At 29.8% G+C, this 15,739-nt stretch carries 15 protein-coding genes; all 15 read left to right on the forward strand.

All coding sequences use genetic code 11. The features are described 5' to 3' along the window. The 15 genes from gmd (at position 1) to MTT29_RS06900 (ending at position 15,684) form a co-directional block, all read left to right on the forward strand. Complete coding sequence (gene gmd, locus MTT29_RS06830) at positions 1 to 1,143, forward strand: GDP-mannose 4,6-dehydratase (RefSeq protein ID WP_429800143.1); 1,143 nt, start codon at positions 1 to 3, stop codon at positions 1,141 to 1,143. A gap of 3 nt (positions 1,144 to 1,146) precedes the next feature. Beyond that, positions 1,147 to 2,208 (forward strand): GDP-L-fucose synthase family protein, encoded by a 1,062-nt coding sequence (locus MTT29_RS06835; protein WP_429800144.1) that lies wholly within the window; start codon positions 1,147 to 1,149, stop codon positions 2,206 to 2,208. After that, complete coding sequence (locus MTT29_RS06840) at positions 2,208 to 2,951, forward strand: CBS domain-containing protein (protein ID WP_429800145.1); 744 nt, start codon at positions 2,208 to 2,210, stop codon at positions 2,949 to 2,951. Before MTT29_RS06835 ends, MTT29_RS06840 begins: the two co-directional genes overlap by 1 nt. A gap of 29 nt (positions 2,952 to 2,980) precedes the next feature. After that, complete coding sequence (locus tag MTT29_RS06845) at positions 2,981 to 3,862, forward strand: N-acetylneuraminate synthase family protein (RefSeq protein WP_429800146.1); 882 nt, start codon at positions 2,981 to 2,983, stop codon at positions 3,860 to 3,862. A gap of 2 nt (positions 3,863 to 3,864) precedes the next feature. Beyond that, the gene (locus tag MTT29_RS06850) at positions 3,865 to 5,028 is read left to right on the forward strand and encodes a cytidylyltransferase domain-containing protein (protein ID WP_429800147.1); all 1,164 of its coding nucleotides are present in this window, start codon (positions 3,865 to 3,867) and stop codon (positions 5,026 to 5,028) included. After that, the gene (locus MTT29_RS06855; RefSeq protein WP_429800148.1) at positions 5,018 to 6,085 is read left to right on the forward strand and encodes a class I SAM-dependent methyltransferase; all 1,068 of its coding nucleotides are present in this window, start codon (positions 5,018 to 5,020) and stop codon (positions 6,083 to 6,085) included. The genes MTT29_RS06850 and MTT29_RS06855 overlap by 11 nt, the downstream gene beginning before the upstream one ends. 1 nt (position 6,086) lies before the next feature. Further along, on the forward strand, positions 6,087 to 7,319 hold the full coding sequence (locus tag MTT29_RS06860; RefSeq protein WP_429800149.1) for a lipopolysaccharide biosynthesis protein: 1,233 nt from the start codon (positions 6,087 to 6,089) through the stop codon (positions 7,317 to 7,319). 20 nt (positions 7,320 to 7,339) lie between these two features. Beyond that, complete coding sequence (locus tag MTT29_RS06865) at positions 7,340 to 8,206, forward strand: hypothetical protein (protein WP_429800150.1); 867 nt, start codon at positions 7,340 to 7,342, stop codon at positions 8,204 to 8,206. Between the two features lie 501 nt (positions 8,207 to 8,707). Continuing rightward, complete coding sequence (locus MTT29_RS06870) at positions 8,708 to 9,514, forward strand: FkbM family methyltransferase (RefSeq protein ID WP_429800151.1); 807 nt, start codon at positions 8,708 to 8,710, stop codon at positions 9,512 to 9,514. Further along, the gene (locus tag MTT29_RS06875; protein WP_429800152.1) at positions 9,511 to 10,494 is read left to right on the forward strand and encodes a polysaccharide deacetylase family protein; all 984 of its coding nucleotides are present in this window, start codon (positions 9,511 to 9,513) and stop codon (positions 10,492 to 10,494) included. Before MTT29_RS06870 ends, MTT29_RS06875 begins: the two co-directional genes overlap by 4 nt. Then, positions 10,491 to 11,735, forward strand: coding sequence for a glycosyltransferase family 4 protein (locus tag MTT29_RS06880; protein ID WP_429800153.1), 1,245 nt, complete (start codon positions 10,491 to 10,493; stop codon positions 11,733 to 11,735). Before MTT29_RS06875 ends, MTT29_RS06880 begins: the two co-directional genes overlap by 4 nt. 19 nt (positions 11,736 to 11,754) lie before the next feature. Beyond that, positions 11,755 to 12,513, forward strand: a complete 759-nt coding sequence (locus tag MTT29_RS06885) for a glycosyltransferase (RefSeq protein ID WP_149718941.1) — start codon at positions 11,755 to 11,757, stop codon at positions 12,511 to 12,513. Between the two features lie 4 nt (positions 12,514 to 12,517). Continuing rightward, a complete protein-coding gene (locus MTT29_RS06890; RefSeq protein ID WP_429800154.1) occupies positions 12,518 to 13,498 on the forward strand; it encodes a glycosyltransferase family 2 protein in 981 nt (326 codons plus the stop codon). A 9-nt stretch (positions 13,499 to 13,507) separates the two neighbouring features. Next, the gene (locus MTT29_RS06895; RefSeq protein WP_429800155.1) at positions 13,508 to 14,554 is read left to right on the forward strand and encodes an EpsG family protein; all 1,047 of its coding nucleotides are present in this window, start codon (positions 13,508 to 13,510) and stop codon (positions 14,552 to 14,554) included. After that, positions 14,551 to 15,684, forward strand: coding sequence for a glycosyltransferase family 4 protein (locus tag MTT29_RS06900; protein WP_429800156.1), 1,134 nt, complete (start codon positions 14,551 to 14,553; stop codon positions 15,682 to 15,684). The genes MTT29_RS06895 and MTT29_RS06900 overlap by 4 nt, the downstream gene beginning before the upstream one ends. Positions 15,685 to 15,739: the final 55 nt, after the last annotated feature.

Raw genomic sequence — 15,739 nt, forward strand, 5'->3', positions numbered from 1 at the left:
ATGGATAAAAAGGTAGCGTTAATAACTGGTATAACGGGTCAAGATGGATCGTATCTGGCAGAATTTTTACTAAAAAAAGGTTATATAGTCCATGGTATAAAAAGGCGAACAAGTCTTTTTAATACAGACAGGATAGATCATCTTTATCAGGATCCACACGTTGATAATAGAAACTTTTTCTTGCACTATGGCGATATGACGGACTCTATGAATTTAACAAGGATCATCCAAGAGGTACAGCCAGATGAAATTTATAACCTAGCTGCCATGAGCCACGTGCATGTAAGCTTTGAGACTCCAGAGTATGTCGCAAATGCTGATGGCACAGGCACTCTTAGGCTTCTTGAAGCTATAAGGATACTAGGGCTTGAGAAAAAGACAAAAATTTATCAGGCATCTACCTCTGAGCTTTACGGAAAAGTGCAAGAGACACCGCAGAGCGAGACTACGCCATTTTATCCAAGAAGCCCTTATGCTGTCGCAAAGATGTATGCGTACTGGATAACGGTTAATTATAGAGAGGCTTATGGCATTTTTGCTTGTAATGGTATATTGTTTAATCATGAATCGCCAGTTAGAGGTGAGACATTTGTCACTAGAAAGATCACAAGAGCAGCTAGTAAGATAGCGCTTGGGCTTCAAGACAAGCTCTATCTTGGAAATTTAGATGCCAAAAGAGACTGGGGTCATGCAAAAGACTATGTGAAGATGATGTGGATGATACTTCAAGCCCCACAGCCAGAAGACTGGGTGATAGCAACTGGGCAAACGACAGCGGTTAGAGACTTTGTAAAATTTGCATTTGCTTATGCTGGTATAAATTTGAGATTTGAAGGAGCTGGCGTAGATGAGGTAGGAGTCGTGGACTCACTAAATTTTGAAAAGGCAAATGAGTTAAATTTAAATTTGTCTCATTTAAGCGTTGGTCAAACTGTGGTTTGCGTGGATCCAAGATATTTTAGGCCAACAGAGGTTGACTTGCTGCTTGGAGATCCGAGCAAGGCAGAGAAACAACTAGGCTGGAAGAGAGAATTTAACCTTCAAGACCTAGTAAATGATATGATGAAATCAGACTTAAAGCTTATGACAAAAGACGTCTATCTAAAAGATGGTGGATATGAGATAATGAGCTATTTCGAGTAAAAAATGGATAAAAATAGCAAAATTTATGTAGCAGGACATAGGGGACTGGTAGGCTCTGCTATAGTGAGAAATTTAAAATCAAAAGGCTATGAAAACATAATCACAAGAACTCATAAAGAGCTTAATCTAATGGATCAAAAAGCGGTTTGTGAGTTTTTTGAAAAAGAAAAACCTGAGTATGTAGTGCTAGCCGCTGCAAAGGTCGGTGGAATAGTGGCTAATAGTACGTATAGGGCTGATTTTATATATGAAAATTTACAAATTCAAAATAATGTTATCCATCAAAGCTATCTGCATAAGGTAAAAAAACTATTATTTCTGGGAAGTACTTGCATATATCCTAAAGATGCTCCACAGCCAATGAGCGAGGGGGTGCTTTTGACATCTCCACTTGAATACACAAATGAGCCATACGCGATAGCCAAAATAGCTGGCATGAAGATGTGTGAGAGCTATAATTTACAATACGGCACAAATTTCATATCTGTAATGCCTACAAATTTGTATGGCCCAAATGATAACTTTGATCTAGAAACTTCGCATGTATTGCCAGCACTTATAAGAAAGATACACCTAGCAAAGCTTTTAAGCGAAGAAAAATTTGGCGAAGTGGTAAAAGATCTAAAAGTAAGAGATATAAATGAAGCTATGGTTTATCTTGATAAATTTGGTATTTCAAAAGATAGAGTAGAAATCTGGGGCACAGGTAAGCCTAGACGAGAATTTCTATACTCAGAAGATATGGCCGATGCCTGCGTGTTTTTACTGGAAAATAGAGACTTTAAAGATACTTATGATAAAAATAGCAAAGAGATAAGAAATACACATATAAATATAGGTACAGGTAAAGATATCTCGATAAATGAGCTAGCAAATTTGGTTAAAAATATAATTGGCTTTAAAGGCGAGCTATACTTAAATGATAACAAGCCTGATGGAACGATGCTAAAGCTAACGGACCCATCTAAGCTCCACTCTCTTGGCTGGAAACATAAAGTAGAGCTTGAAGATGGGATAAAGACACTTTATGAGTGGTATTTAGAAAATATGGGGATAAATTTTTAATGAATAATTTGGTGATATATTGTAATGAAAACATTAAATTCGCACTTTTGAAACTTCAAAAAAATAAAAAAAGATTTTTAATTTGTCTTAATAATAATAATTCTGTTATAGGAGTCCTAACTGACGGTGATATAAGAAAGGGTTTCTTAAATGAACTTACTATATATGATACAGTTAATATGGTTATAAATGTTGATTTTGAATATTTGTCTTTAGAATCGACTTTTAATGATGTATGTGAGAAATTTAAATCCGATAAGATAGATTTTTTGCCGATAGTGGATGAAAATATGAAACTTCTTAATGTTATTACAAAAAAACAATTTCACATTATGCTTTTAGAAAACATAAGCTTTGATTTAAAGTATGATTTTTCATCATTTGACAACTATGTTTTGGAACATGAAATCTACAATCGCCCTTGGGGGTTTTATAAGAGCGTAATTTTAACGTCAAATGCGCAAGCCAAGATAATTACAGTATTTCCTGGAGAGGAGTTAAGCCTCCAAGAGCATAAAAAAAGAGAAGAACACTGGATTATAATAAAAGGTAGAGGTAAGTTAGTATTAGATGAATCTTTATCTGACATTTTTCCTGGAAAATATATTTATATACCAAGAGGATGCAAGCATCAGATTATTAATGATAGTGATGAAAATATTGTTCTATCTGAAATTCAGCTAGGGGAATATTTTGGTGAGGATGATATTATTAGATATGCTGATAAATATGGTAGAAAATAAAAAATAATATAAATAGGAGAAAGATATAAATGGCATTTAAATTTGACTACATAGAACCAAAAGTGGTTGCAGAAATTGGTTGTAATCATATGGGACAACTTAACATAGCGAAGGAGCTTATATCTTTAGCAAAGCAAGCGGGAGCTCATTATGTAAAATTTCAAAAAAGAAATAATAAAGAGTTGCTTACAGAAGAACAATACAATGCTCCACATCCTGTTCCAGAGAATTCGTATGGTGCTACTTATGGCGAACATAGAGAGTATTTAGAATTTAATTTAGAGCAGCATAAAATTTTAAAAGAATATTGTGATGATATCGGAATAGTTTATTCTACTTCAGTTTGGGATACAACTAGTGCAAGAGAGATGATATCTCTTAATCCACAATTCTTAAAAGTTCCGTCAGCTTGTAATAACAACTTTGAAATGTTAAAAATTCTTCGAGATGAGTTTAATGGGCAAGTCCAGCTTTCTATTGGTATGACTTCAAAAAATGAAATTGAACAAATAGTGAATTTTTTTGAAGAAACAAATCAAGCAAAATCGAGATTGCTCATTTATTCTTGTACTTCAGGCTATCCTGTACCGGCAAAAGATGTTTCTTTACTTGAGATTAATTGGCTTTATGAAAATTATGAACATAGAATAAATGAAATAGGATTTTCTGGACATCATTTGGGTATTGCGCTTGATGTAGCAGCTTATACTTTAGGTGCTAGATGGATAGAAAGGCATTTTACAAAGGATAGGACTTGGAAAGGAACTGATCATGCGGCTTCGCTTGAGCCAGATGGTCTAAGAAAACTTATAAGAGATCTTAACGCTACATATGAAGCACTACACTATAAAAAAGAAGAAATTTTATTTATAGAACAAATTCAAAGAGAAAAATTAAAAAATAGGAAATAAGAATGAATATAGCGTTTATTCCAGTAAGAGGTGGGAGTAAATCCATACCACTTAAAAATATTAAAGCATTCTGCGGCAAACCACTTGTTTACTGGACTATTTTATCGCTTCAAAATTCAATTAATATCGATAGAATATTTGTGGCTACTGATTGTAATAAAATAAAAGAAATCGTAAATAATTTTAATTTCACGAAAGTCGAAGTATATGATAGAGATCCTAAAAATGCCGAAGATACATCTAGTACAGAATCTGTAATGCTAGAATTTATTTATAAAAATAATTTTAGAGAGGATGACTTATTTTTCTTGGTGCAAGCAACTTCTCCTCTTACGCAGACAGAGGATTTTGATGAAGCATTAAAGTTGTTTAAAAAAAATAAAGCCGATTCATTGCTTACTTGTGTTAGAACAAAGAGATTTTTTTGGGATAGTGATGCTAGTCCCATAAATTATGATTTTAAAAATCGTCCACGTAGGCAAGATTTTTATGGTCTCTTTATGGAGAATGGATCATTTTATATAAATAGTATAGGCAATATAAAGAGGTATAAAAATCGTTTAAGCGGCAAGGTATCTATTTATGAGATGAAAGAATTTACAGCTATTGAAATAGACGAGGAAGATGATTGGGTAATAGCCGAGAAAATGATGTATAAATATATTTTGTCAAAAAGAACAAAACCAATTATAAAGCTTTTCTTATCTGATGTCGATGGAACTTTAACAGATGCTGGAATGTATTATGGTGAAAATGGTAATGAGCTGAAGAAATTTAATACTCGTGACGGAAAAGGGTTCGAGCTATTGCACCGTGCCGGTATAAAAACAGGAATAATTACAAGCGAAAATACGAAAATTGTAGAGAATCGTGCTAAAAAGTTAAAAGTAGATTTTTTACGTCAAGGAATAGAGCATAATGGTAAGTTAGAAGTAGTTAAAAAAATATGTCAAAATGAAAATATTTTACTTAGTGAAGTAGCATATATAGGAGACGATATAAACTGTAAAGAACTATTACAAAGCGTAGGATTAGCTGCTTGTCCTTTAGATGCTACACAAGAGATTAAAGACATCTTAAATATTATCGTACTTTCAAAAAAAGGTGGAGACGGTGCTGTTAGAGAATTCGCTGAGTATGTCTTAGGAAATTACCATGATAAATAATCTTATACAATTCCCAATTTGGAGAAATGATGATAAATCAATTGTATCCTTGAATAAGTTACAAAAAGATACCATACTAAAATTTAAAACTAAGATCAAAAATGGCGAATATAAATTAGTGCCTAATCCATGTCTATGTGGCAACACTAATGAATTTATAGATATTGTTGTCGCAGAAAAAGATAGATATGGGATACCGTGCTGTAATGTACTTTGTAAGAAATGCGGGATCATTAGACTAAAAGAACGCCTCGACGACTACTCAACTTCAGAATTTTATAGAAATGAGTATAGGGATATATATGTTGGTATGGAATTAGCTAGCGACGAGTTTTTCAACTCACAAGTTCAAAGAGGTCAAATTTTTTATAATCTTATACGAGAGAATATTGAAATTTGCAATATTAATACTGTTTTTGAAATAGGATGTGGTGCTGGTGGAATCCTATACCCTTTTTATCAGAATGGTAAAAGAGTATCTGGCTGTGATTTTGGAGAAAAGTATTTAAGATTCGGACAAAATAAAGGATTAAATTTATATCAAGGCGAGTTTGATATTGATAAAACTCCAAAGAAATCTCAAGACTTAGTAATTTTATCTCATGTTATGGAGCATTTTAATGAACCAATAAGCACAATGAATAAAATTATAGAGTTGATTTCTGATGAAGGATACTTATTGGTAGAAGTACCAGGTATATTTGATATTCAAAAGACATATTTTAATCCGATCTTGTATTTTCAAAACGCACATGTGCATAACTACTACTACTACTACTTAAAGGTTTTTTTCGAATCATTAGGCTTGAGGGTCATATATGGTAATGAAAGATGCACTTTCGTACTTCAAAAGCCTATTGATTGGAGTATGAGAGATAATATTGTAATTTATGATAATGAGATGACGAAATGGGCAATTAAGGTCGAAAATCAATTAAAAAGAGATTATATTTTACATGTTTTAAAGTTGAACCCTTATTATATTAGGGAGGCAATTATAAAGCTATTAGATAAGCTAGGCATGAAAGAATTTGTAAAAAGAATATTGGGCAGATAAGTTGCAAAAAGTTATTTTACAGAATTTACTAATAGCTATATGTTCAAAAGGATTGTCTTTTTTATCATTTATATATATAGCCAAGAGTCTTTCAGAAAGAGACTATGGCACTTTTGTTTATATAACGATGGTATTGTCTTTATTGCCGTTATTACAATTGGGCTCTATGCATGGTACGGTCATTTTATTACCAAAATATATAGTAGATAAAAAAAATGAGAATGAATTATTTTTATATAGTAACATTATTTCTCATATTATTCAGTTTATAGGTGCAAGTATACTTTTGCTATTAAATATTAAGCTTAGTTCATCAGTAATTCTTGTAATAGCTACAAATTTCTTTTTTTCACATTATACAGAAAATGTTAAGATTTTTTTAAATTCTAAACATGAATTTGAAAAAGTTAATTTTTTAAAAAGTTTAGATGAAATACTTAGACCATTTGTAACAATATTAATGTTTTATTACTTTCGAAATATTGAGTCTATATTTATTGCTCAGTTTATAGTAACATCCATAACTTTTTTAGTGTCTTTTTGCTTAGTCCCATTAGTATTTAATAATATTAAATTTTATAGTTTTAAAAAGAAGGTTTTTGAGATCTATAAGATAGGTTTTTTTGTCTATTTAATTTGGGCGATAGACATACTTTTTAGAACTGAAGATAGATGGTTTATATCTACTTTTTACTCTTCTGAAGAACTTGCTACATATGGCTTTACATCTTCGTTAGCTATGAATATATGGCTATTATCGATGAGTTTTTTTGGACCATATTCTCAACTATTATATACATATGTAGCACAAAAAGATTTTATTTCTGTAAAAAATATTGTAGAGGCTACCAATAAAAAAGTATACTGTTTTTTGGTAGTAGCCTCTGTAATTGCGGTGGCAACATATCCATTATTCTTAAAATTCATTGTTAAAAGATATCTTGGTACAGAATTTCTATTTTTTGTTCTAATTTTATCTGCAATATTTTTGTCGATTAATAATATGTATATTTATTATATGATTAGTGATAATCATCATTTTGTATTATTAAAATATCAATTTATAATTTTAGCCTTAAATTTAATTTTAAATAGTATTTTTGTTTTTTATCATATTGATATTTTATATTATAGTTATTCAACAATTTTTTCTTTAGGTATTTATTTTATTTTAGTAAAAAGATATTTTTATGCTGATATACTTAAAAAAATATATTTGCAGTGTGGTAGTTGAGCTTGGATTGGAGTGTAGTAATGAAACGTTTAGCAAAAAAAATAATGCCACCAATACTATTAAATGGATTAAGATATGCAAGAAGCTATATTCATTTTTTAAAATATAAAGAAGTGATATTAAAGAATATTAACTTAAAAGACAAGCATAAAGGCAAAAGATGCTTCATTCTTGGTAGTGGTCCGTCAATAAAAAGTGAAGATCTAAAACCATTAAAAAATGAAATCGTATTTGCACTTAATAACTTTTATGTACATAACGATTTTGATGAGATTGTAAGCGGAGATATACAAAAATATTATTTAGTCGCTCCTATTCATCCACCACAAACGGAAGATGAATGGAAGCGATGGTTTAAAGATATGGAAAAGCATGTACCTGTAAATGTTAATATGATTTTTGGACTTGACATGTATGATTATAATATAAGATATATCCTTGAAAAATACGTAATATTTAAAAAACATAATATTAATTGGTATTTCGCTGGAATCAATGTAGACAAAGAATATAAGTTTAAAGAGAAAGATATAAGTATTGAAAATCAAATTTGGGCTGCAAATACTGCTAGTACATATGCTTTAATAGTTGCTATTTATATGGGATTTAAAGAAATATATTTACTTGGAGTTGATCATAACTACATCTGCTTAAAAAATGAAGAGAGCTTTAGATTTTATAAGACTTCTATTCATCAGCATAATGAACAAAGAAGAATGTGCATCAAGAAGTCAGATGAATTTTTTTCTACTGGCAAGGTATTTTTGGAAAAAGAGTTAATTGCTGAAAATTTTAAAAATGGTAAAATATTTAATTGTTCGGTTGATAGTTTGTTAAATATGTTTGAGTACAAAAGATTAAATAGTCTAATGATTAACAAAATATAAAATCTATAAGGATTAATAATGCTTTTAAAAAAATATTTGATGTGCTTGATGTATTTATGTAAAAATTTAAGTTGGTATTATCTATGTAGTCTGAAGACCGTATCAAGAGTCTTTAGTCTATATAGTCGAGTGCTTATTGATATGTTTTGCATCGAATGTTTTTTGTATCAAAATAGAAGTTTTATAAAAGACACTGTATGTGAAATATCCAAAAATGGTTACTCAAAAAAATTTAGTTCAAATGTAACAAAATTTGAAATATTTCATTATTCAAATAATAATGCAACTGTTATTGAAGATTCGCAAATTTTATCTACAAAAAGAGCTTTTAAAGATGTTATTGTGAGAGAAATGCCGAGGTTGAAATATGTATAAATATATTGTTGTCAACAGTTTTTGCAAAGTACTTCAGCTTAGGAGCTAACAAGAGATGAATTATTTTAGATTATTTTGTATAGACAGAGATTATCAAGTAACTCTAGTTGTAAAGGTATTTAAAAGATGAAATATTTATTAAAAAATATGATTAGGCCACTTTATCATTATATTAAAAGCAAAAACGAGAGAGAGTTTTATCGACTTTATGATAAATGGGGGAAACATAAACGATATGAGAGAGTTAACAATGTTAAATTTCATAAATATAGTTTTGATGTTCCAGACTTGCCAAGTTTTGTTTGGCAGTTTAAGGAGATATTTGTTGACGAAATATATAAATTTCAAACTGATTCGATAACGCCAGTTATATTTGATTGTGGATCGAATATTGGAATGAGCTGTCTCTATTTTAAGCAACTTTTTAAAAATGCTAAAATAAAAGCCTTTGAGGCTGATCCAGAGATAGCAAAAGTATTAAAAGCTAACATTACAAACAATAACATTAATGATGTTGAGATTATTGATAAAGCTGTTTGGATAAATAATGAAGGAATTGAATTTGGCAGTGATGGAGCCGATGGTGGATCTGTTAATGCAGGTAATAATAAAGTTAAAATTAAAAGTATAAGATTAAGAGAATTTTTAGAAAAAGAAGCATTTATTGATTTGTTAAAAATTGATATTGAGGGCGCAGAGTATAATGTTTTAAAAGACTGTAATGATAGTCTAAAAAATGTCCAAAACATTTTTATAGAATACCACTCTTGGAATAGCGAAAGTCAGAAGTTGGGTGAGATATTAGAGATATTGGAAAATAATAGATTTAGATATTATACTGAAGGCATTACAAAAAGAAGGCATCCATTTGTAAATCATGGCAAAGATGTAAATATGGACTTACAACTTAACGTTTTTGGATATAAATATTGAGAAGATTTATAATAAATTTATTATCAGATATGCCATTGATTCAAAATTATTTTTCTGGTATGGCAACTATTTTTATGCTACATAGAGTGAGTCATTTTGATTCAATTAAATTATGGCCAAATGAAAACATGAAAATTTCACCAGAATTCTTAGAAAAATTTATTTTTAATCTAAAATCACAAGGCTATAAATTTATATCTTTGGATGATATATATAATATGCTAAAGGAAGGTAATAAGACAAAAAAACAAATTGCTTTTACTATGGATGATGGCTATAGGGATAATTACGAAATAGCTTACCCAATCTTTAAAAAATACGATATACCTTTTGCCGTATATGTTACTACCTCTTTTCCTCAAAACAAGGCTATTTTATGGTGGTATGCGTTAGAAGATTTAATCTTAAAAAACAAGACTTTAAAATTAGGTAATGGAAAGATTTATAACTGTAAAACGAAGGAGCAAAAAGAAGATACTTTCTTGCGGTTACGTGAAATAATTATATCTTTTGATAGAAAAGATTTTTTAAATTCTTTAAACAATCTTTTTTGTGATTATGAGGTCGACTGGTTTGCCAAGAATGATGAGCTTTGTATGGATTGGAAACAAATTATTGAATTATCAAAAGATGATATGTGTACGATTGCGGGACATACCAAAAATCATTATGCCTTAAATAAATTAACAATTGAAGAAGTAAAAACTGAGATAATGGAGGCTAATAACCTTTTAGAAGAAAAAATAAGTAAAAAAATAGAGCATTTTGCTTATCCTTTCGGAAGTAGATTTGAAATAGGCCAAAGAGAATTTGATATTGTAAAAAGTATGGGATTTAAAACAGCGGTAACTACAAGAGCTGGAACGATATATAGAGATCACATAGATCATTTGGAGTCTCTCCCTAGGATCATGCTAACTGAAAATTTTGATATAAAAAGTATTGGCAGAATCAGACGAAGTAAAGTAGTTACTATATGAAAATTTTAATAATAAATGCTAATGAAAATAATGGAGGAGCAGCAAAGGCTGCAAATCGTCTTTATTGTGGTTTGCTGCATGAAGGCATAGATGCTTATTATTTAGTTGACAATAAAATAAGTGATGACTTTAGAATTTTGTCTTCAGAAAGAAAGATAGATAAACTAAAAAAAATATTTAGGCAACAATATGAACATCTTAGAGTGAGACTTTACAAGTATCGGACTCGCACGATATTTTCTCTAAATAATACTTTTTTTAACTCAGGTCTGATTAAACAAATAAATATGATAAATCCAGACATAGTTCACTTTCACTGGGTTAATGGAGGGATGATAAATATAAAAGATTTATTAAAAATTAAAAAACCTATAGTATGGACTATGCATGATAGTTGGCTTTTTACTGGAGGATGTCATTTGCCATATGAATGTAAAAAATTTGAAAGTGAATGCAAAAAGTGTCCTGTTTTGGGGTCTGATAAAAATAATGATTTATCAAATAAAGTATTCAATATAAAAAAGAAGATATTTTCAAAGTTGAAATTGAATATAGTGACTCCAAGCAACTGGCTTGCTAATAATTGTAAGAAAAGTATGTTGTTGCATAACAAGAATATTAATATTATTCCAAACCCAATTGACACTATTATGTATAAGCCTATTCCAAAAAACGTAGCCAGAGAAATATTAAATTTACCTAATAATAAAAAAATAATTCTATTCTCAGCAAGTTCTGCCACTAGCGATCCAAATAAAGGCTTTAGAGAACTAAATATTGCAATTAATAGTTTAAAATTGGATGATGTTTTCTTGCTTGTAATGGGTGGATGTATGCCAAAAGAAAATAATATTTTTAAATACCCTATAAAATATTTGGGCCAGTTAAATGATGATATAAGTATTAAACTTGTTTATAACTCTGCAAACGTATCAGTTGTCCCATCTTTATCAGAAAATTTATCTAATACGATAATGGAAAGTTTATCCTGCGCAACACCAGTCGTAGCATTTGATATAGGTGGAAATAGTGATATGTGCGTGCATAAGGTTAATGGTTATTTGGCAAAACCTTTTGATTGTAAAGACTTTGCAGATGGAATAGAATGGGTTTTAAACACTTCAAAGTATAATGAATTGTGTTTAAATTCTAGAAAGAAGATTCTAAATGAATTTGATAGTAAGATCGTAACTAAAAGGTACATTAAATTGTATAAAAAAATACTCAATCAAAAGCAATAATGTTAAAAAGTATTATATAATGAGTAAAAAGATCTATTATAAAAACTACAATGAAAAACCAACTAAACTTAGCGTAATTACCGCAACCTACAATGCAGAAAAATTCCTACCTAGAGTAATAAAAAGCCTGCAAGAGCAAGTCGATAAAGATTTTGAGTGGGTTGTTTCTGATGGAGCATCTAGTGATAGTACTTTAGAAATTTTAAAAAGCACCGATGGGATAAATATAAAAATTATATCTGAAGAGGACTTCGGAATTTATGACGCTTTAAATAGGGGTATAAAGGCTTGTAACGGAGAATTCTACCTTGTTATTGGCGCCGATGATGAACTTTATCCAAATGCTATTCAAAATTATAAGGAAGCTATAGAAGATGGTGTAGACATAATAACAGCTTATATCGATACTAATAATGGCAAAATCGAGCCAAATAGTGGTCCAAAATGGCTTAAAGGACAATTTCACTATATTTCAGGGCATGCTGTTGGCTCAATATATCGTACAAGTCTCCATCAAAAGTTTGGATACTATTCTAGAAAATTTCCAATAGCGGCAGATCAGCTATTTGTATTGACTGTTGCAAATTGTGGAGCTCAGATAAAAATACTAAAAAGTGTGGTCGGTAAATTTTCAAATGATGGAGTCAGTAGTGTTGATATATTAGGAACTCTTTGTGAATTTTATAGAGTTCAAGTGGTGATGGGTGAAAACAAATTTTTACAAACTGTCCTATTTGTTTTAAGACTTATTAAAAATTTTGGAAAAATGCAGAGATAAGCAAATGAAAGACCACGATGTATCCATAATAGTACCCATTTATAATGTGGAAAAATATATAGAAAAGTGCGCAGTTACGCTTTTAGAGCAAGATTATGACAATATAGAGTATGTTTTTGTAAATGATTGCACGCCAGATAAATCTATGAAAATTTTGGAGAATATGATAGAAAAATATCCAAATAGAAAAGATGACATAAAAATTATCAATAATATAAAAAATAGTGGGTCAAGCCTTACTAGAAAGTATGGATTGGATGCTTCGATTGGCAAATATGTCTTATTTATAGATAGTGATGACTGGGTCGATAGAGATATGGTAAGCTCTTTGATATATGAAGCTAGAAAAAGCGATGCAGATATCGTTTGTTTTGACTACATTAAAGAATTTAGTAAAAAAAGTGTTATAAAAAGTTTTTTTTATACAAAGAATCATCCAAAGATAAATTTGGAATTTGTAAAAGCTATTTTATCTCATGAGATTTCTGTTTCTATGTGCGATAAATTAGTTAAAAGAGAGCTTTATAAAAATATTGATTTTCCACATTTTTCGCATTGTGAGGATAGTTTTGTAAGTTTACAGCTTTTTTATGAAGCAAAAAAAATTACTCACATTTCAAGGCCATTTTATCATTACAGAACGAATCCCAACTCACTTTCTAATAGTTTTTCAAATAATAAAAAAGCTCTTGATGACTTTGCTGAGTTTAGCAAAGCCGTAAGGAATTTCCTGTTGCAGAGAGGTCTTTTTGATGAATATTTTAAATATCATATCCCTGCAATTTTAAAGTTTATTTTGGATTATTCGGACAGCAACTTTAAAAAGCATATAAATGCTATATGTCCAGAGGCAAATCATATAAAATATGTTTTTAAAATAAATAGAAATTTCGTTTACAAAATTTTATACAGTTCTGTATTTTTGGGGTGTCCTCAAATTTTTGTTTTTGCAAAAAGGATTTTTCTTTCTTTGAAAAATAATTAGGAAAATTTATTGCTTTATTTTGTAATATTTGCTTACATATCAACATTTTTAGTGTTAGATCTGACTAAATTTTTACGCTTTAACAAAATAGCATTAGTTGTGCTCTATCTATTCTTAATATTGTTTATTGGTGCAAGATACGAGATTGGTGGCGACTGGAATTATTATTTATATGAAATGTTTTATAAAGATGCAAGAGCTGATCTCGGATATGAAATTTTAAGCCTCATTGGGAAAAATATTTCTGCGCAATATGGGATCATTTTTGTAAATTTATGCTGCGCTTTTTTATTTTTAAGCTGTTTCTTCTTTATTGTAACTAGGTTTAGATATCCTTTTGCTGGATTGCTTGTCGCATTTCCTTATAGTATTACGATAGTAGCCATGGGATATACTAGACAAAGTGTTGCGATAGGATTTGGCCTTGTAGCGATGTACTTTATGGCAAGAAATCATAACTTTAAATCCATGATTTTTATTTTGATTGGTGGTTTATTCCATAAGTCGATTGCTATATTACTGATATTTTTACCATTGCTATATTTAAGACAAGTTGATATAAAAAAAGTTTATATGGGCATAGTATTTTTTATCGTTCTTGTATTGATATGTTTTAAATTTGATATTTTTGCTGGATATATTAGCAAGATAAAATTTTTATATTTATCTGATATACACTATTCCAAAGGTGGATTTATTAGGATTGCTATTCATATTATTCCACTTATTTTATACATATTTATGAGAAAAGATATAAAAAATAGAAATAATATAAATTATATATTATTCGATGAGCTATCTATTTTAATAGTTGTGGCTATGTTTTTGTCTATATTTTTATCTACTTTAGTAGATAGACTCGGTTTATATTTTATTTTTTTTGATATCGTAATTTTTAGTATTTTCCTAGAAAGACTAGAGATAAAATTAAAATTTACCTTAGTATTTTTAATCATAATAGAAAATTTTTTAATATTTTATGTTTGGTATAACTACTCCTTCTATGCCATACATTATTGGCAACCTTATAAAAACTTTTTTTTGGAGGTGCTATGAAAATTTTTATTATTGGCAATCTCGCCTCTACGATGATAAATTTTAGAAAAGAGTTTATCAAAATGCTTGTATCAAGTGGGCATGAAGTTTATTGTTTAGTTAGTGACTACGATGAAAAAAGTAGAGAAAAAATAAGCTCGCTTGGTGCAATACCGCTTGACTATACTTTAAATGCAAAAGGTTTAAATCCATTTAAGGATCTCATTGCTACATATGATTTGATTAGGCTATTTAGAAAGCATAGACCAGAAGTAGTTTTTTCTTTTTTTGTTAAGCCGGTCATTTTTGCAACCTTAGCTGCAAAAATAGCAAGAGTGCCACGAATAGTTGGTATGATAGAAGGACTTGGCGGGGCTTTTACTACTCATAAAAATGGGCAAACAAAAAAGGCAAAAATTATCAAGACTATACAGATTTTTCTATATAAAATTTCTTTGCCACTTCTTAATGAACTTATATTCTTGAATAACGATGATAAAAAAGAGTTAGTAGATACTTGTAGTATGAATGTAAAAAGCGTCAATATACTGGGTGGCATAGGTGTTGATTTGGATAAATTTTCATACTCTAAAGCAACAAGCGATCCTATTAATTTTATATTCATAGGTAGATTGCTTGCAGAAAAGGGCATTTTTGAATATTTGGAAGCCGCAAAAATAGTTAAAGATAAATATAAGGATATAAATTTTTATATATTAGGTGGCTTTGAAGAAAATAATCCATTTGGATTAAAGAAAGAAGAGCTAAGACCTTATCTTAATGACGAAATTGTCATTTTCCCAGGATACGTAAATAATATAAAAGAATGGATCGCAAATAGTTCGGTATTTGTCTTACCGTCATATAGAGAGGGTGTGCCAAGAAGCACACAAGAGGCGATGGCAATAGGAAGGGCTGTTATAACAACAGATACTATTGGTTGTAGAGAAACGGTTAAGGATAGTTTAAATGGCTTTTTAGTGCCGCCATACAATAGTGATGTGTTAGCACAAAAAATGATTTATTTTGTAGAAAATCCAGAAATGATAATTCAAATGGGCATTGAAAGTAGAAAAATTGCAGAAGAAAAATTTGATATAAATAAACAGAACAAAAAGCTTATAAGTATAGTTATTGGAGATAAAAACTAGAGATTTTTAAATTTCCTGATGCAAAATCCACTCACTCCACCTTATATCCAGTGCC

This window comes from Campylobacter concisus (assembly GCF_050447485.1).
In the GTDB taxonomy this organism is placed as follows: domain Bacteria; phylum Campylobacterota; class Campylobacteria; order Campylobacterales; family Campylobacteraceae; genus Campylobacter_A; species Campylobacter_A concisus_BQ.